1 protein-coding gene is annotated in these 21424 nt (G+C 68.8%); it reads right to left on the bottom strand.

Features of this window, described 5'->3' with window-relative positions:
* Positions 1–61: 61 nt before the first annotated feature.
* The gene (locus tag ACWEQQ_RS06330) at positions 62–21421 is read right to left on the bottom strand and encodes an SDR family NAD(P)-dependent oxidoreductase (RefSeq protein WP_452347443.1); all 21360 of its coding nucleotides are present in this window, start codon (positions 21419–21421) and stop codon (positions 62–64) included.
* Positions 21422–21424: the final 3 nt, after the last annotated feature.

Genomic DNA, 21424 nt, shown 5'->3' with positions numbered 1-21424 from the left:
TCCCGGGCAAGGCGGTAGACGAGAACGACCGGGTGAGCCTCCGCTCACCCGGTCGTCGCTCTCAACCCGCGAGCCAGCCCTCGATCACGTCCGCGGCGTCCGCCGAACCGTCCTCAAGGATCGTGAAGTGATCGGCCTGGACCGGCACGACGGAATGCGTTGCGTCCCAAGGCTGGGCCTGCCAGTCCGCACGCTCTGCCGAACTTCCCAGGAACGACTGGGCGCACTGGACGAACAAGGTCGGCGTGACAACGGGACCGGGCGCCATCTCCTGGAGCAGCCGGACATACCAGCCCATACCGGACAAGCGGGCCTGGTCGAAGCGGCCGAAGGTCGCCTCGTTGGACACCATGTGCTCGGCCATCGCCCGCAGCAGCCATTCGCCGCCGCCATCGTCGACCCGGTAGGTGTCGAGCATGACCACGCTCGCGGGCGCGGGTCCGCCCGCCGCCTCCAGGTGCTCGGTGAGGAGGTAGGCCAGCAGGCCGCCCGAGGAGTACCCGAGCAGCACGAACGGATCTCCTTGTGCCGCTTCGAGAACAGTGCGCGCCAGGGCCTCCAAGGCTGCCGTAGGCGTCGCCGGCAGGGGTTCTCCCGTCCGGCAGCCGATCGGCGACAGCGCCACGACCTCACGGGCAGTCCGCAGGTGCGAGGCGATCCTGGCGTACTGATGCGCGCCGCCGGTGGCCAGTGGCGGTGTGAGGCAGATGATCCGCGGCAGAGCCGAACCCGCGGCGACTCGCGCCGGAGCAGGGAGCCGATCCAGTTCGGATGCCGACGCGAACTGCTCGCGCAGCTCCGCCGCCAGATTCAACAGGGCGAAGCCGGTGCCGACTCGCCCGGATTCCACTGCGCCGCGGAACATGCCGTACAGCGAGTCGTCCTCGCTCACCCGCTCGCTGTCGGTTCGAGTGGTTGTGGTGAGCTCCTTCCGCAGGTATCGGGCCAGTGCCGCAGGCGTTTTGTGATCGAAGATCGCGGCGGTCGGCAGGGTCAGGCCGGTGGAGGCATTCAGCGTGGTCCGCAACTCCATGGCTGCCAGTGAGTCGAACCCGGCCTCGAGGAAGTCGCGCTCGGGGTCGAGCGCGTCGGCGCTCTCGTGCCCGAGCAGCCTGGCGGCGTTCTCGAGGATGTGGGTCCGGAGCCACTGCTCCTGCTCGGACTCCGAGAGCTGCGCCAGCTGCCTGCGCAGCGCTCCCGCGTCCTGTGTTCCGCTGCTGTGCCGACGCCCGGCCCGCTTGGCCAGGTCGCCGAGCAGTGCAGGCACCGCGTCCCGGGCGCGCAGCACGGCCAGGTCGATCTCGACCGGCACGTGCACCGGACCCGTCGTGGACACTGCCACATCGAACAATTCGAGCGCCTTGCCCGCGGCCAGCGGCGGCATGCCCTGGCGACGCATGCGCAGTCGGTCGGCCTGGCTGAGCCATTGCGACAGTCCGGTTTCGATGTCCCACAGGCCGTAGGCGAGCGAGGTGGCCGGTAGGCCCTCGGCGTGCCGGGAGGTGGCGAGGGCGTCGAGGAACACGTTGGCCGCCGCGTAACCGCCCTGCCCGGCCGGCAGGATCGAGCCTGCCACCGAGGAGATCATCACGAATGCGGACAGTCCGGCGTCGCGGGTGAGCTCGTGCAGATACCACGCGGCGTCGGCCTTGGCGCCGAGGCAGTAGTCGATCTGCTCCGGCGTCAAGGCGTCGATCAGACCGTTGTGGGCGACGCCCGCCACGTGGACGACCGCACCCAGCGGATGCTCCGCGGGAATCGAAGCGAGCAGGTCCCGCAACGCATTCCGGTCGGTGACATCGCAGGCGGCCACGCGGACGCGGGCGCCGAGAGCGCCGAGTTCGTCGATCAGATCCGCGACGGCGTCCGGTCCGCGACGACCGGCCAGCAGCAGGTGCCGCACACCGTGTTCGGTCACCAGATGCTCGGCGATGTGGCGACCGATGCCGCCGGTGCCACCGGTGATCAGCACCGTCCGTTCGGGATCCCACGGTGCCTGCGGCTCCGGTTCGGGCGACGCGGCGCGAGCCAGGCGCGGCACCCGCGCCCCGTCGGCGTCGACAGCCAGTTCCGGCTCACCCGAGATCGCCGCGGCGACCAGGTGATCCGCCGCTGTCTCCGCACGCGCCTCGATGAGCACGATCCGCCCGGGGTTCTCCGCCTGCGCCGCGCGCACCAGACCCCACACCGCGGCCGCGGCCGGGTCGGCCTCGGAGTCGGTGATCACCGCCAAAGTGGTTGCGGCGTACCGTTCTTCGCTCAGGAACTGCTGGATGACGCCGAGCGTGCGGTGCAGCGCCGTCCGCAACCGGGCCGGCACGTGGTCGCCGTCGACCGGGGGCCCGAAGAGCAGGACCGACGCCGGCTCCGCCGCGCCCCAGTCGGCCCACGAGACTCCCGCCGCCGAACCCAGTTCCGGACCGGGCCGCCAGGTGAGCTCGTACAGTGCGTCCTGCGAGGACCGGGCCGCCCCCGAGAGCAGTTCGACCGAGAGCGGGCGCAAGGCGAGCGAGCGTACCGAAAGCAGTGGCGCGCCAACGGAATCGGCCATCGTCAAGGTGACTTCTCCCTGATTCAGCCAGGTCAACCGGACCCGCACCCGCCGGGCGCCGTCCGCGTGCACACGCACCGAAGACCACGCGAACGGCACCAGGGTCGGCCGCTCGGCCTGCTCGTCCACGCCCTCGGGAAGGCCGAAGGACAGTGCGTGCATGGCCGAGTCGAGCAGCGCGGGATGCACACCGTAGCCCTGGGCCGAGGTCTGCTCGGGGAGAGCGACTTCGGCGAAGAGGTCCGCCCCGCGACGCCACAGGGCCGAAAGCCCTTGGAAGGCGGGCCCGTAGTGGTACCCGTTCTCCGCGAGTTCGTCGTAGGCCCCGTCCAACGGGACGGCCGTGGCACCGGCCGGTGGCCACTGCACGAAGTCGGCCCAGCCGTCGTCGCCGGCCTCCTGGCCGGGGCTCACCGTGCCATGCGCGTGGTGGGTCCACGAGAGCGACGGATCGTCCTCGTCCTTGCGCGAGTAGATGTCGAGCCCTCGGCGACCGGTCTCATCGCTATCGCCGACGATCACCTGGATCTGCACGCCGCCATGCCCGTGCAACACCAGCGGGGCCAGCAGTGTGAGTTCCTCGAGTTCCGGGCAGTCGACCTGGTCTCCGGCGTGCACCGCGAGTTCGACGAATCCGGTGCCCGGAAGCAGCACCGTGCCGAGCACGTCATGATCGGCCAGCCAGGGATGGGTGGCCGTGGACAGGCGGCCGGTGAACCTGACGCCGCCGCTCTCCGGCTGTGCCACCATCGCGCCGAGCATGGGGTGCTCGGTGGACCGCAGGCCGAGCGCGTGCGCCTCGCCGGTGTGCAGTGGGCCGGTGGCCCAGAAGCGGCGGTGCTGGAAGCTGTAGGTCGGGAGGTCGGTCTTCGTGCCACCGACTCCGGCGTAGTAGCTGGTCCAATCCACCGTCGCACCGGTGACGTGCAGACGGGCGAGGCCCGTCAGCAGGGTCACGGGGCTCGCGTTGTCCCGTCTGGTGAGGGCGATTGTGGTTGCGGTATCGAGGGTTTGGGCGATCATCGGGGTCAGCACCGCATCGGGACCGACCTCGGCGAACCTGGACACGCCGAGCTCGGCGGCCGTGGCGACCGCGTCGGCGAACCGGACGGCCTCCCGGACCTGACGCACCCAGTACGACGGATCCGACATCTCGTCGGTCACCCGTGCACCGGTCACCGTCGACACCAGCGGGATCCGGGGGCGGGCGAACGCCAAACCTTGTATCGCTGTGGCGAATTCGGCCAGCATCGGTTCCATGGACGCCGAATGGAAGGCATGCGAAACACGCAAACGATGCGTCCGCCAACCCTTTTGCGCACACCGCTCAGCGACAGCGACGACATCGTCCTCAACGCCGGACAGCACCACCGACGCAGGGCCATTCACCGCCGCGATCGACATCTCACCGGCCAGCAATGGCAGCACGTCGGCCTCGGACGCACCGACCGCGACCATCGCTCCGCCGGCGGGCAGCGCCTGCATCAACCGGCCACGCGCGGCCACCAGCACACACGCATCCGTCAGAGACAGCACCCCGGCCACATGCGCGGCAGCCACCTCACCGATCGAATGACCGGCCACGACATCCGCACGGACTCGCCAGGATTCGAGCAGACGGAACAACGCCACCTCGAACGCGAACAAACCCGCCTGCGCGAACACGGTCTGGTCCACGAGGTCAGCACTGGCCAACGCCGTATTCAACGAAACCTGCTGCCCCAGCAGCGGATCCAGCTCGCCGACAATCGCGTCGAACGCCTCGGCGAACACCGGGTACGCCGCACGCAAATCGACAGCCATACCGGCCCACTGCGCACCCTGACCCGAGAACACCAGACCCGTCGAACCCGACGTCACGCGGCCGGTCACCACACCGGCGGCTTGCTCACCGGCAGCCAACGACCGCACGCCCGCGAGCAGACCATCGCGACTCTCGGCCACCACAACCGCGCGATGCTCGAAAACAGCACGCGTGGAGGCCAGGGAGAAGCCGACATCCGCCGGATTCAGGTCGCGATCATCGACAAGGGACGCCAGGCGAGCAGCCTGACCGCGGAGCGCCTCGCCACTTCGTGCCGAAACCACCCAGGGCAGCAGTCCATCACCACGGTCCGTCGTCACCGGCGCCTGATCCACCGCCGGAGCTTGCTCGACGATGACGTGGGCATTCGTGCCACTGATGCCGAACGAGGACACACCGGCACGACGCGGACGATTCACCTCCGGCCACGCGACTGCCTCGGTCAGCAACCGGATATGGCCTGCGCTCCAATCGACTTTCGTGCTGGGCGCATCGACGTGCAGGGTCTTGGGCAGCACGCCGTGGCGCATGGCCATCACCATCTTGATCACGCCACCCACACCGGCCGCGGCCTGAGAGTGACCGATGTTGGACTTCAACGACCCCAACCACAGCGGACGGTCCGCTGCCCGGTCTTGGCCGTAGGTGGCCAGAAGCGCCTGGGCTTCAATGGGATCGCCCAGCGTCGTACCCGTGCCGTGGGCTTCCACCACATCGACCTCGACCGGCGAGATCCCGGCATTGGCCAATGCTTGGCGAATCACCCGGCGCTGCGAGGGACCGTTGGGCGCGGTCAGACCATTCGACGCGCCATCCTGATTCACCGCCGAACCGGCGATCACGGCGAGCACCTGGTGGCCGTTGCGCTGGGCGTCGGAGAGTCGTTCCAGCACCAGCATTCCGGCACCTTCGGACCATCCGACACCATCGGCGGTGTCGGAGAAGGACTTACACCGCCCGTCGGGTGCGAGCCCGCGCTGACGGCTGAACTCCACGAAGGTCTCCGGGGTGGCCATCACCGCCACACCGCCGGCCAGCGCCAGGTCGCATTCACCCGACCGCAGCGACTGCGCCGCCAGATGCATTGCCACCAGGGACGACGAGCAGGCCGTGTCGACCGAGACGGCCGGGCCCTCCAATCCCAGGGTGTAGGCGATGCGACCGGAGACGAGACTGCCGGTCGCGCTGTTCCCGCTGCCCTGGGCGTAGTCGTGGTACATCACGCCGGTGAACACACCGGTCGAGCTGCCGCGCAGCACCGCCGGATCCACACCGGCGCGTTCCAGCGCCTCCCAGGTCGTTTCCAGGAGTTGCCGCTGTTGCGGATCCATCATCGTGGCTTCGTTGGGGCCGATGCCGAAGAAGTCCGCGTCGAATTCCGCAGCGGTGTGCAGGAATCCGCCTTCCCGGGTGTAGGACTTGCCCGCGCGGCCCGGTTCCGGATCGTAGATGCCGGTGATGTCCCAGCCTCGATCGGTCGGGAGGGTCGACACCGCATCCCCGCCGACCCGGACCAGTTCCCACAGCTCCTCGGGGGACGTGACGCCTCCGGGGTAGCGGCAGGCCATTCCGACGACGGCGATCGGGTCCGTGTCGACGGCTCTGCTGGCGGTCACCTCGACGTCGCGGCTGGTGCCGGCGAACTCGTCGGCCAGATATTTCGCCAGGGCCTGAGGTGTCGGGTAGTCGAACACCAAGGTCGCGGGCAGCTGCAACCCCGTGACAGCCTTGAGAGCGTTGCGGAACTCGATAGCGGTGATCGAATCGAAGCCCAACTCGCCGAAGGCTTTGTCCGCCGCGACCGCGTTCACGTTCTGATGACCGAGAATCGTGGCGACCTGCGCACGCACGATCTCCACGAGCACATCGAAACGTTCGCTCTCGGCAGTGTTCGCCAGCCGAGCCCGCAGCGCCGTGAAGGCGCCCGAGGCCGCTTTGCGGCGAGCAGGGATGAGGCCCGCGAAGAGCGCCGGCGCGGCAGTTCCCGCACTGCGGATGCTCTCGAAATCGAGACGGGCAACAACCGGAGCCGCCACGTCGATCTCGAGAGCGGCATCGAACAGTGCGAGGCCCTGTTCCTCCGACAGCGGCAGCATGCCCGAGCGCGAAAGGCGTTGACGGTCAACATCACTGAGTTGCCCGGCCATGCCACCGTCCCAGAGACCCCAGGCCAGAGAAGTACCGCGGCTACCCGAAGCCCTGCGGTGTGCCGCCAGCGCATCCAGGCATGCGTTGGCCGCGGCGTAGTTGCCCTGGCCGGGGTTGCCGAAGGCACCGGCGACCGAGCTGAACAGCACGAACGCCTGCAATGGCAGTCCGGCGGTGAGTTCGTGCAGGTGCAGCGCGGCATCGACCTTGGGCCCCAGCACCGTGTCCATGCGCGCCGGGGTCAGCGAAGCGATCGCACCGTCGTCGAGGACACCGGCCAGGTGGAACACGCCCGTGAGCGGACGATCGGCGGGCACGCCTGCCAGCACCTCGGCGAGTGCGCCACGATCGGCGACATCACACGCGGCGAACTCGACCTCGGCACCCAGCTGCCGCAGCTCCGCCCCGAGTTCCGCAGCGCCAGGCGCGGATTCGCCGCGCCTGCTCAACAACAGCAGGCGACGGACGCCGCGGGCGGCGACCAGATGCCGGGCGAACATTCCGGCGAGCAACCCGCCCGCGCCGGTGATCAGAACGGTGTCGTCCGGATCGAAGGCGGGAGCGACGGTCGCCGCGGTGGCGGCCGCTCGGCCCAACCGCGCGATGTGCACCTGCCCGTCGCGCACGGCCAGCTGCGGCTCGGCGGCGGCCACGATGCCGCCGAGCAGCCCGTCGAGTGCGGAGTCGCTGTCGATCAACACGATCCGGCCGGGGTTCTCCGCCTGCGCGGCGCGGACCAGACCACCCACGGCGGCTCCGGCCAAGTTCGTAATGTCTTCCCCGGCAACCGAAACCGCGCCGCTGGTCCGAACGACCAGCACCGATTCGGTGAATCGCCGGTCCGCGATCCAGGACTGGAGGATCTCCAGAACGTCGTGCGCCGCAGCATGAATGGCGGCCAGATCGTCGCCCGTGGGGCACTCCAGCACGACCACCGGCGGGACCTGCTCACCGAGATCCGGCCACACTACCGCGGTGACCTCGGTAGGACGCACCGTGATCGGCGTCCAGTCGATCTGGAACAGCCCATTGCCGATGACGGATGCGCCCATGGTCAGCTGCGCGGGATCGATCGGCCGGGAGGCCAGGTGCCGCACGGTCGCCACCGGAGCGCCGGTCGAGTCCGCCAGATCGATGGCAACGCCATGCTCGCCGGCACGGGTGAGCCGGACACGCAGGGCATCGGCGCCGGCCGCGTGCACGCTGACACCGGACCACTCGAACGGCAGCGCCAGCCCGGCGCCCTCCGCCGATGTGTCCTCGGCAAAACGCAACGCGTGCAACGCCGCATCCAGCAACGCCGGATGCAGACCGAACCGCCCCGCCTCGGCGCGGGCCGCCTCGGGCAGTTCGACCTCGGCGTAGAGCAGCCCGTCCGCGGCGCGCCACACCGACTTCAGTGCCTGGAACACCGGACCGTAGTGATAGCCCTGCGCATCGAGCGAGTCGTACGCACCGTCGATGTCCACGGCGACCGCACCGGCCGGCGGCCATTGCACCAGATCGACAGGCGCACTGCCGATTCCGGGTGCGAGCACACCTTCGGCGTGCAAGGTCCACGCCGGCGCCGCATCGACGCCGTCCTCGGGGCGGGAGAAGATCCGCACCGCGCGACGGCCGGTCTCATCGGGTGCGCCGGCCACGACGCGCACCGGGAGTCCCGCGGACTCCGGGAGTGCCAGGGGGACCTGGAGGACCAGTTCCTCGAGGGTCGAGCAGCCGACCTGTTCGCCGGCGTGCAGGGCGAGTTCGACCAGACCGGTGCCGGGGAACAGTACGGTGTCCATGACCGTGTGATCGGCGAGCCAGGGGTGTGCCTGCACCGACAGCCGGCCGGTGAGGGTCACCGCGTCGGAATCCGGTTGGGACACCACCACCGAGGCCAGGGGGTGTCCGGTGGCGGCGAGGCCCATGGCCCGGGCGTCGCCGCCGGCGGCGGAGCCGTCGAGCATCCAGTAGCGGCTGCGCTGGAAAGCGTAGGTGGGCAAGTCGATTCGCCCGGCTCCGGTACCGGTGTAGAGGCCGGCCCAGTCGACGTGAGCGCCGGTCACGAACAGCCCGGCCACTCCGGCCAGCACGGCCGACGCATCCGCCTGACCACGACGCGCCAGCGCCACCACCGCGGCAGCACCGTCATCGAGAGTCTGGGCGACCATCGGGGTCAGCACCGCGTCGGGACCGACCTCGGCGAATCTGGACACACCCAGACCCGCCATCGCGGTGACCGCATCGGCGAAACGCACGGTGTCCCGGACCTGATCCACCCAATACGACGGATCCGACATCTCGTCACCGATCCGGGCACCGGTCACCGTCGACACCAACGGGATACTCGAGCGGGCGAAGATCAAACCCTCGATCGCCGAAGCGAACTCGGCCAGCATCGGCTCCATCAACGCCGAATGGAAGGCATGCGAGACCCGCAACCGGTGCGTCCGCCAACCGTGTCCGGCACACCGCTCAGCGACCGTCACGACAGCGTCTTCGACGCCGGAGAGCACCACCGACGACGGGCCGTTGACCGCCGCGATCGACACCTCACCGGCGGGCACGTCACCGGCCGCCAGCAGTGCCCGAACGTCGGTCTCGGAGGCACCGACAGCAACCATCGCGCCACCGGTGGGCAATGCCTGCATCAACCGGCCACGCGCGGCCACCAGCACACACGCATCCGTCAGAGACAGCACCCCCGCCACATGCGCGGCAGCCACCTCACCGATCGAGTGGCCGGCCACGACATCGGCACGCACGCCCCAGGATGCGAGCAGACGGAACAGCGCCACCTCGAACGCGAACAAGCCCGCCTGCGCGAACACCGTCTGGTCGACCAGGTCGGCGCCGGCCAAGGCTTCACTCAGCGAAACCTGCTGCCCCAGCAGCGGTTCCAGCTCGGCGACGATCGCGTCGAACGCCTCGGCGAACACCGGGTACGCCGCACGCAGCTCGGCAGCCATACCGGCCCACTGCGCACCCTGACCCGAGAACACCAGACCCGTCGAACCCGGCATCACACGGCCGGACACCACACCCGGAGTCGCTTCGCCGCGCCCCACCGCTCGAGCGCCGGCCCGCAGGCCGTCGTGCTCGGGGGACAACACCACGGCCCGATGGTCGAACAGCACCCTCGAAGTCACGAGCGAGAAGCCGATGTCGATCGGGTCGTGATCGTGGTCGTCCATATGGGACGTCAGGCGGGCAGCCTGCTCGGCAAGGGCTTCGTCGGTACGTGCCGAGAGCACCCACGGCAGCACTGCACCGGCCGGGGCGGTCTTGGCCACCGGAGCCGGGGCCGCTGCCGGAGCCTGTTCGACGATGAGGTGGGCATTGGTGCCGCTGATACCGAAGGAGGACACACCGGCGCGACGCGGACGATCCACCTCCGGCCAGGCGACGGCCTCGGTCAGCAGCCGGATATGACCCTCGCTCCAATCGACTTTGGTGCTGGGCTGATCCACGTGCAGCGTTCGCGGCAGCAGGCCATGGCGCATCGCCATGACCATCTTGATGACACCACCCACACCGGCCGCGGCCTGAGCGTGACCGATATTGGACTTCAGCGAACCCAACCACAGCGGACGATCCGCCTCACGGTCCTGTCCGTAGGTCGCGAGTAGCGCCTGGGCTTCGATCGGATCGCCCAAAGTCGTTCCCGTGCCATGAGCTTCGACCACATCCACGTTGGTCGAAGTCACCCGGGCATTGGCCAGCGCTTGACGGATGACCCGCCGCTGCGAGGGACCGTTGGGTGCGGTCAGACCATTCGACGCGCCATCCTGGTTCACCGCCGAACCGGCGATCACAGCGAGAATCTGGTGACCGTTGCGCTGGGCATCGGAGAGTCGTTCCAGCACCAGCATTCCGGCGCCTTCGGACCAGGCGACGCCGTCGGCGGCGTCGGCGAAGGACTTGCAGCGTCCATCCGGGGACAGACCCCGCTGACGACTGAACTCGAGGAACATGTCCGGGGTGGCCATCACGGCCACACCACCGGCCAATGCCAGATCGCACTCCCCCGACCGCAGCGACTGCGACGCCAGATGCAGCGCCACCAGCGACGACGAACACGCCGTATCCACCGAGACGGCCGGGCCCTCCAATCCCAGCGTGTAAGCGATCCGGCCCGAGACCAGACTGCCGCCGGTGCTGGCTCCGGTCCCGGTTCCCTGGGCGTAGTCGTGGTACATCACGCCGGTGAACACACCGGTCGAACTGCCGCGCAGCACCGCCGGATCCACACCCGCGCGTTCCAATGCCTCCCATGAGACCTCCAGCAGCAATCGCTGCTGGGGGTCCATCATCGTGGCTTCATTGGGGCTGATCCCGAAGAACTCCGCATCGAATTCCGCTGCGGAGTACAGGAATCCGCCCCGGCGCGTGTAGGTCCTGCCTGCTTTGCCGGGTTCGGGATCGTAGATGCCGTCGATGTCCCAGCCACGATCCACCGGCAACTCACCGGTGGTGTCGGCACCCGAGACGACGAGGCTCCACAGATCCTCCGGCGACATGACGCCACCCGGATAGCGACATCCCATCGCCACCACGGCAATCGGCTCGTCGTCGGCTCGGACCCGACTGGTCGCGAGCTCTTCGACGGCTCCGGTGCCGGTGAGTTGCGAACCGATGAACTCCGCGACGACCTGCGGATTGGGGTAGTCGAAGACGAGGGTGGCCGGTAGTTGCAGACCGGTCGCGGTATTGAGTTTGTTGCGGAACTCGACAGCGCTGAGCGAGTCGAAACCGAGCTGCTGGAAAGCCTGCCGAGGTTCCACAGCTGCCATGGAGGCGTGCCCGAGAATGTCGGCGGCAGTGGACCGGACGAGTTCGAGCAGCGCGCTGTCGCGATCACTGTCGGAGAGACCGGCCAGCTTTCGCAGGAAGGCCTGACCTGCCGCGGTGCGAGTCTGGCGGCGCACGGGCGTCGGGACGACCGAACGGAGGAGCGCCGGGATCCGCTCACCCTGGGTTCGCAGGATGGCCGGATCGACTCGCAGCGCGACCAGTTGGGCGTCGTCGGTGGCGATCGCCGCATCGAACAGCGCCAGGCCCTCGGCCTCGGTCAGCGGCGGGTAGCCCTGCCGCCGCATCCGGTCGAAGTCGCTCTCGGACAGCTCAGCGCCGAGCGCGGTGGACCGCGCCCACAACCCGTAATCGATGGATGTGGCGGGCAATCCCAGGCCGCGACGGTGGGCGGCGAGCGCGTCCAGGAAGACATTCGCGGCGGCGTAGTTGGCTTGGCCGGCGGCCAGCACCAGACCACCTGCCGACGACACCAGCACGAACAACTCCAGCGACCGGTCGCGGGTGAGTTCGTGCAGATGCCACGCGGCGTCGACCTTGGGCCGGAACACCTGCTCGATGCGGTCGGGCGTGATCGATTCGATCAGGCCGTTGTCGGCGGTTCCGGCCGCGTGGATCACTCCGGCCAGGGGGTGCTGGTCGGAGATGGTGTCGAGCAGGGCGGCCAGCGCGTCTCGATCGGACACGTCGCACGCGGCGATGGTGACCTCGGCGCCGAGCTCGACGAGTTCGTCGCGCAGCTCGGTGGCTCCCGGCGCATCCGGGCCACGACGACCCGTCAGAAGCAGTTGGCGCACACCGTGTTCGGTCACCAGATGCCGGGCGATCACCGCACCGAGACCACCGGTGCCGCCGGTGATCAGCACCGTGCCCGACGCTGCCGATCGAACAATCGTGCCCGAAGCGTGGCGGCTCAAACGCGGCACGAGCACGCTCGTGCCGCGGAGGGCAACCTCGGGTTCCGACGCGACAGCGGCGACCGCGGTTGCGGCCGCGAACGACTCACCGTCGCCATCCAGATCGAGAAGCTGGAAACGACCCGGGTGTTCGGCCTGCGCTGCCCGCACCAGCCCCCACACCGGGGCCTGATCCAGGCGCACCTGCTCCACATGGGCGACGGTCACCGCCTGCCTGGTGAGCACCACCAAACGGGAACCGGCGAACCGGGATTCGGCCAGCCACCGCTGAACGGTATCCAGGGCGCCGGTGACAACCTGCCGTGCGGCCTCCGGCTCGCGGCCGAACCCACGGGGGCAGTCCAGCAAGACGATTTCAGGGACAACCGCGTCGGGGTTCGCATCCAGATCGGCGATCAATGCCGCGAGATCACGGTGGCCGGGCACCCCGTCAACGCCCTGATCAGAACCGAGGATCGCCAGCCGATCCGGCTCGACCGTCACCCCGTCCGACAACCCGGCAGCGACCCACTCCACGCCGAAAAGGGCTTCCGACGCGCGCCGGCCGCCGAGCCGCTCGGCCGACACCGGCCGGGAGACCAGAGCATCCACCGACAACACCGGTTGCCCTTGCTCGTCGGCGAGCTGGACGGCGAACCTATTGTCCTGCACCGCGATATGTACTCGCACTGCGGCAGCACCGACCGTGTGCAGCGCCACCCGGTTCCAGGTGAAGGGCAGCACCGGCGAATCACCGCCGCCGTTGCGACGGCCGTGCACGATTCCGGCATGCAGAGCGGCGTCGAACAATGCCGGATGGATGCCGAAGCCGTTGGCTCCCTGCGGATCCGGGAGCGCGACCTCGGCGAACAGTTCTCCATCACGGTGCCATGCGGCCTGCAAACCCTGGAACAGGGGGCCGTAACCGTAGCCGAGATCGAACAGCTCGTCGTAGACGCCGTCGATATCCATCGGCTGCGCACCGGCCGGAGGCCACGCGGCAAGATCGAAATCCGCCGCCACCTCGTCCGGCGCGAGCACACCTTCGGCGTTCAATATCCACGACGACGCGGAATCGGCGCCACTGTCGGGGCACGAGAAGATCCGCACACCGCGACGACCCGCGCCGTCCGGGGCAGCGACCACCACGCGCACCGCGACCCCGGCCGACTCCGGAACCACCAGCGGCGCTTGCAGGACCAGCTCGTCCAGGGTCGCGCAGCCGACGTGTTCTCCGGCCTGCAGGGCGAGTTCGACCAGTCCGGTGCCGGGCAGTAGGACGGTGTCCATGACCTTGTGATCGGCCAGCCATGGCTGGGTCTGGGCCGACAAACGGCCGCTGAGCGTGACCACCTCGGAATCCGGCTGCGAGACCACGGCCGAAACCAGCGGATGCCCGCTGGCCACGAAACCCATCGACCGGGCGTCGCCACTACCGGTGGACGTCGGGGCCATCCAATAGCGCCGGCGCTGGAAAGCGTAGGTGGGCAGGTCGATTCGCCGAGCACCGGAACCGGTGTACAGAGCGGCCCAATCGACCTGGGCGCCGGTGACGAACAACCCGGCCACTCCACCCAGGAGCGTCGTCACATCGGCCCGATCGCGACGCGCCAACGCGACCACCGCGGCGGCACCGTCATCGAGGGTCTGGGCGACCATGGGGGTCAGCACCGCGTCCGGACCGACCTCGGCGAACCTGGACACGCCCGAATCAGCCATCGCCACAACGGCATCCGCGAAGCGCATCGACTCCCGGACCTGACCCACCCAGTACGACGGATCACACATCTCGCCGACGATCCGAGCGCCGGTCACGGTGGACACCAGCGGGATGCTCGGGTGAGCGAAGACCAAACCATCGATCGCCGTGGCGAATTCGGCCAGCATCGGCTCCATCAGAACCGAATGGAAAGCGTGCGAGACACGCAGTCGATGAGTGCGCCACCCCTGCTCGGCGCAACGATCGGCAACAGCCACGACATCGTCCTCGACGCCGGACAACACCACCGACGACGGGCCGTTGACCGCCGCGATCGACACCCGACCGGCCACCAGCAGCGGCAGCACATCGGCCTCCGACGCGCCGACCGCGACCATCGCCCCGCCAGTGGGCAATGCCTGCATCAAACGGCCCCGCGCCGCCACCAGCACACACGCATCGGTCAGAGACAGCACACCGGCCACATGCGCGGCAGCGACCTCACCGATCGAGTGTCCGGCCACGACATCGGCACGCACGCCCCAGGATTCGAGCAGCCGGAACAGCGCCACCTCGAACGCGAACAAACCCGCCTGCGCGAACACGGTCTGATTGACCAGATCACTGTCGACCAAAGCCTCGCCCAGCGAAACCTGCTGCCCCAGCATGGGATTCAGCTCGGCGACGATGGCGTCGAATGTCTCGGCGAATACTGGGTACGCGGCACGCAGTTCGTTAGCCATACCGGCCCACTGCGCACCCTGACCCGAGAACACCACACCGGTCGAACCCGACACCGGGCGACCGGTCACCACACCGGGTGCCTGCACACCGGCGGCCAACGACCGTAGTCCCGCGAGGAGACCTTCGCGCTCCTCGGCCACGACGACAGCACGATGCTCGAGCACCGTGCGCGCAGATGCCAGTGAGAAGCCGATATCGATCGGATCGTGTTCGCCCACAGACGATGCCAAGCGAGCCGCCTGGCCGGCGAGAGCGTCACCGCCGCGCGCCGAAACCACCCACGGCAGCGCCGCCGGAACGGTCTCGATCACCGGCGCCGACTCCGCCACCGGAGCTACCGGGGCCTGCTCGACGATGAGGTGAGCGTTGGTGCCGCTGATACCGAAGGACGACACACCCGCACGACGCGGACGATCCGTCTCCGGCCACGCCACCGCCTCGGTCAGCAACCGCACATGGCCCTCGGACCAGTCGACCTTGGTGCTGGGCTGATCAGCGTGCAGCGTTCGGGGTAGGACGCCGTGCTGCATCGCCATGACCATCTTGATCACGCCACCGACACCGGCCGCGGCTTGGGCGTGACCGATGTTGGACTTCAGCGACCCCAGCCACAATGGCCGGTCCGCATCACGATCCTGGCCGTAGGTCGCAAGCAGCGCTTGGGCTTCGATCGGATCGCCCAGCGTCGTACCGGTGCCGTGGGCCTCCACCGCGTCCACCTCGACCGGCGAGATCCCGGCATTGGCCAGCGCCTGGCGAATCACTCGCCGCTGCGAGGGACCGTTCGGCGCGGTCAGACCGTTCGACGCGCCATCCTGATTCACCGCCGAGCCGGCGATCACCGCGAGGACCTGATGGCCGTTGCGGCGGGCGTCGGACAGTCGCTCCAGGACCAGCACACCGGCACCTTCGGACCAACCGACCCCATCGGCGGTGTCGGAGAAGGACTTACACCGACCATCCGGGGACAAGCCCCGCTGACGGCTGAACTCCACGAAGGTCTCCGGCGTGGCCATCACCGCCACACCACCGGCCAGCGCCAGGTCGCATTCACCCGACCGCAGCGACTGCGCGGCCAGATGCATGGCCACGAGCGAGGATGAACATGCCGTGTCCACGGTGACCGCGGGGCCTTCGAGGCCGAACACGTACGAGACCCGGCCCGAGACCAAGCTCCCGGTTGCGTTGTTCCCGGTTCCTTGCGCGTAGTCGTGGTACATCATGCCGGTGAAGACGCCGGTCGAGCTGCCACACAGTACCGCCGGGTCCACACCGGCGCGCTCCAGCGCCTCCCACGAGACTTCCAGCAGCAACCGCTGCTGGGGGTCCATCATCGCGGCTTCGTTGGGACTGATCCCGAAGAATTCCGCGTCGAATTCCGCTGCGGAGTAGAGGAATCCGCCCTGACGGGTGTACGTCTTGCCCGCGTGACCGGGCTCGGCGTCGTAGATGCCCTCGATGTCCCAGCCTCGATCCGTCGGCATCTCGCCGGTGGCATCGATGCCGGAGGTGACGAGCTTCCACAGGTCTTCGGGCGAGGCGACTCCGCCCGGATAGCGGCAGCTCATCGCTACCACCGCAATCGGCTCGTCGTCGACGGCCGCGCTGGCGGTGACCTCGGTCTCCCGGCCGGTGCCGGTGAATTCGTCGGCCAGATATTTCGCCAGCGACTGCGGTGTCGGGTAGTCGAATACCAGTGTCGCGGGCAGCGATAGGCCGGTGACGGCTTTGAGGGCATTGCGGAACTCGACAGCGGTGATCGAGTCGAAGCCCAGCTCGCCGAAGGCCTTGTCCGCCGCGATCGCGTTCGTGTTCTGATGACCGAGGATCGCCGCGACCTGACCGCGCACGATCTCCACGAGCACACCGAAACGCTCGCTGTCGGGAGTGTTGGCCAGCCGAGCACGCAATGGCGTCGCCGCACCCGAGGCCGCTCTGCGGCGTGCCGGGATCAAGCCGGAAAACAGGACGGGCACGGCGAATTCGGCGCCTCGCAGGCTGTCCAGGTCCAGACGGGCGAGGATGGGGGCGGGCACGTCGCTCGCGGTGGCGGCGTCGAACAAGGCCAGGCCCTGGTCCTCCGACAGCGGCAGCAGGCCCGAACGCGAAATGCGGTGCAGGTCAGCGTCGCTGAGCTGCCCGGCCATGCCCCCGTCCCACAGACCCCAGGCCAGGGACTGTGAGTGGCTGCCCGCGGCCCTGCGCAGGGCCGCGAGCGCATCCAGGCACGCATTGGCCGCGGCATAGTTGCCCTGTCCGGCATTGCCGAACGCACCGGCGACCGAGCTGAACAGCACGAACGCCTTCAGCGGCAGGTCGGCGGTGAGTTCGTGCAGGTGCAGCGCGGCATCGACCTTGGGTCCCAGCGCCGCATCCATCCGGGCCGGGGTGAGCGACGCGATGGCGCCGTCGTCGAGGACGCCGGCCATATGGAACACACCGGTGAGCGGATGTGCGGCAGGCACATTCGCGATCGCCTGCGCGAGGGCGTCGCGATCGGCGACATCACACGCGACGAACTCGACCTCCGCGCCGAGCCGCTGCAGCTCCGTGCGCAACTCCGCGGCGCCGGGAGCGGCCTCGCCGCGTCGGCTCAGCAGCAACAGGCGACGCACGCCGTGGGTGTCGACCAGGTGCCGGGCGAACAGTCCACCGAGCAGACCACTCGCACCGGTGATCAGAACGGTGTCGTCCGGATCGAAGGGGTCGGTCGCCGAAGCGGTCGCCGCGCTGGCCCGGCTCAGCCGCGCACCGTGTACCTGTCCGGCACGCACGGCCACCTGTGGTTCCTGTGCGGTGAGAATCCCGCCGAGCAGCCCGTCGAGCGCGGAGTCGGTGTCCACCAGCACGATCCGGCCGGGGTTCTCCGCCTGTGCGGAGCGAACCAGGCCGCCGACGGCAGCACCGGCCAGGTTCGTAATGTCCTCCCCGGCAACCGATACGGCTCCCCCGGTCCGAACCACCAGCGTCGACTCGGCGAACCGAGCATCGGCGATCCAGGACTGAACCACCGCGAGAGCCGCATGGGTCGCGGCGTGGATGGCCGCGGGGTCGTTGCCCTCCGGGCAATCGAACACGACCGCGGCCGGAACCTCGTCACCCAGATCCGCCCACGACACCGTGCCGACTTCGACCTCACCGACCGAGATCGGCTCCCAGCCGATCTGGAACAGCGCATTGCCGACCGCGGATGCGCTGCCCGTGAGCTGCGCGGGATCGATGGGCCGGGAAGCCAGCTGCCGCACCGTCGCCACCGGGGTACCGGTCGGGTCCGCCAGATCCAGGGTGACCGCGTGCTCGCCGACGCGGGTGAGCCGGACGCGCAGCGCGCCCGCTCCGGTCGCGTGCACGGCGACACCGGACCACTCGAACGGCAAGGCCAGCCCGGCACCCTCCGCGGGCATGCCGTCGGCGAAGCGCAGGGCATGCAGAGCGGCATCGAGCAATGCCGGATGTACACCGAACCGCTTGGCGTCCGGACGGGCCTGCTCCGGCAGCTCGACCTCGGCATAGAGCAGCCCGTCGGTGCCCCGCCACACCGAGGTCAGCGCCTGGAACACCGGACCGTAGTGATAGCCCTGCGCATCGAGGGAGTCGTACACACCGTCGATATCGACGGCGGTGGCGCCGGCGGGCGGCCACTGCGCCAAATCTGCTGGCGCGCTGTCGAATCCCGATGCGAGCACGCCTTCGGCGTTCAATGTCCACAACGGCACCGCATCGACACCGTCATCGGGGCAGGAATAGACCCGCACCCCGCGTCGGCCCGCAGCGTCCTGAGCACCGACCACCACGCGCACCGCGACGCCTGCCGACTCCGGCAGCACCAGCGGCACCCGCAGGACCAACTCCTCGAGGGCCGAGCAGCCGACCTGCTCCCCCGCCTGCAAGGCGAGTTCGACCAAACCGGTGCCGGGGAACAGCACGGTGTCCATCACCCGGTGATCGGCCAGCCAAGGATGCGTCTGCGCCGACAGTCGGCCGGTGAGGGTGACCGCGTCGGAATCCGGTTGCGACACCACCACCGGGACCAGGGGATGTCCGGTGGCCGCCAGGCCCATCGCCCGGGCATCGCCACCGACAGCGCCTGCGGCGATCCAGAAGCGCCGATGCTGGAATGCGTAGGTGGGCAGGTCGATTCGCTGAGCTCCGGAGTCGGCATAGAAACCGGCCCAATCGACGTCGGCACCGGACACGAACAGCGCGGCCACCCCGGACAGCACGGAGAACGAATCGGCCCGATCCCGGCGTGCCAAGGCCACCACCGTGGCGGCGTCGTCGAGAGTCTGGGCGATCATGGGGGTCAGCACGGCGTCGGGTCCGACCTCGGCGAACCGGGACACGCCCGAATTCGCCATCGCGGCAACCGCATCGGCGAACCGCACGGTGTCGCGGACCTGACCGACCCAATACGACGGATCGATCATTTCTTCGGCGATTCGCACGCCGGTGACCGTGGAAATCAACGGGATGGTGGGACGAGCGAACGCCAAACCAGCTATCGCCGTGGCGAACTCGGCCAGCATCGGCTCCATCAGGGCCGAGTGGAAGGCATGCGACACCCGCAACTTGTGTGTACGCCAACCACGCTCGGCACACGCCTCGACAACGGCGGCGACCGCGTCCTCGACACCGGAGAGCACCACCGACGACGGGCCGTTGACGGCCGCGATCGACACCCGACCGGCCACCAGCAGCGGCAGCACATCGGCCTCGGACGCACCGACAGCGACCATGGCCCCACCAGTGGGCAATGCCTGCATCAACCGGCCACGCGCCGCCACCAGCGCACACGCATCCGCCAGAGACAACACCCCGGCCACATGCGCGGCAGCGACCTCACCGATCGAGTGACCCGCCACCACATCGGCACGCACACCCCAGCATTCGAGCAGCCGGAACAACGCCACCTCGAACGCGAACAAACCCGCCTGCGCAAACACCGTCCGGTCGACCAGATCAGCGTCCGCCAACGCCTCACTCAACGAAACCGACTGCCCCAGCAACGGATCCAGCTCAGCAACAATCCCATCGAACGCCTCGGCGAACACCGGATACGCCGCACGCAGCTCGACAGCCATACCGGCCCACTGCGCACCCTGACCCGAGAACACCACACCCGTCGAACCCGACACCACACGACCGGACACGACGCCAGGAATGGTTTCGGTGCGGCCCAGCGCCCCGACTCCCGCCAGGAGACCATCGCGGTCCTCGGCCACCACAACTGCGCGATGCTCGAGAACAGCCCGCGTCGATGCCAGCGAGAAACCGAGATCGATCGGATCATGTTCGGCCGCATGCGATGTCAGGCGAGCAGCCTGACCGGCGAGAGCCTCGGCGTTGCGTGCCGAAACCACCCACGGGAGCAGCCCACCGGCCGGGACGGTCTTCGCCACCGGCGCCTGATCCACGGCGGGCTCGGTCGCCGGGGCCTGCTCGACGATGACGTGTGCGTTGGTGCCGCTGATACCGAACGAGGACACACCGGCACGACGCGGACGATCCGCCTCCGGCCACGCCACCGCCTCGGTCAGCAGTCGCACGTGACCCTCGGACCAATCCACCTTCGTGGAGGGCTGATCCACATGCAGGGTTCGGGGCAGCACGCCATGGCGCATCGCCATGACCATCTTGATTACACCGCCCACACCGGCCGCGGCCTGAGCGTGACCGATATTGGACTTCAGCGAGCCCAACCACAATGGCCGGTCCGCGTCGCGCTCCTGCCCGTACGTCGCCAGCAGCGCCTGGGCTTCGATCGGATCGCCCAAAGTCGTACCGGTGCCGTGGGCTTCGACGACATCCACCTCCGCCGGGGACACCCCCGCATTGGTCAGCGCCTGGCGGATGACCCGTCGCTGCGAGGGGCCGTTGGGTGCGGTCAGACCATTGGACGCGCCATCCTGGTTCACCGCAGAACCGGCGATCACCGCGAGAATCCGATGCCCATTGCGCTGGGCGTCGGAGAGTCGCTCCAACACCAGAACACCGACGCCCTCGGACCAGCCGACCCCATCGGCCGTGTCGGAGAAGGACTTACACCGACCATCCGGAGACAAGCCCCGCTGACGGCTGAACTCCACGAAGGTCTCCGGGGTGGCCATCACCGCCACACCACCGGCCAATGCCAGATCGCACTCCCCCGACCGCAGCGAGGCCGCCGCCGAATGCATTGCCACCAATGAGGACGAGCACGCCGTGTCCACGGTGACCGACGGCCCTTCCAGGCCGAAAACATACGAGACCCGGCCGGAGGCAATGGATCCCGAGTTCGCATTGGCCGGATAGTCGTGGTACATCATGCCGACCCAGACGCCGGTCCGGCTGCCCTTCAGCGAGCCGGGGTCGACACCGGCCCGCTCGAACGCCTCCCATGAGGTCTCCAGCAGCAGGAACTGCTGCGGATCCATGAGCGCGGCTTCATTGGGACTGATATTGAAGAACGCGGGGTCGAATTCACCTGCGGAATGCAGGAATCCGCCCTCGCGGGTATAGGTGCTGTTCGGTGTCTCCCCGGTCGCGTCGTAGAGGCGATCGACATCCCAGCCACGATTGCCGGGGAACTCCGAGGTCGCGTCCGTTCCCTCCGCGACCAGATTCCACAGATCCTCAGGCGAACTGACCCCACCCGGGTACCGGCAGGCCATACCCACAATCGCGATCGGTTCGCGAAGAGCCGCGTCGAGCTTGCGATTGCGGGCACGCAACCGCTCCGTCTCCTTGAGCGAGACGCGCAATGCCTGAGCGAGCTTCTGAGTATTGTCTTCGGGCTTCGTCATTAG

This window comes from Nocardia sp. NPDC004123 (assembly GCF_053603795.1).
Note: the sequence above shows the minus strand (reverse complement) of the source record. Positions and strands in the feature narration are given on the sequence as shown.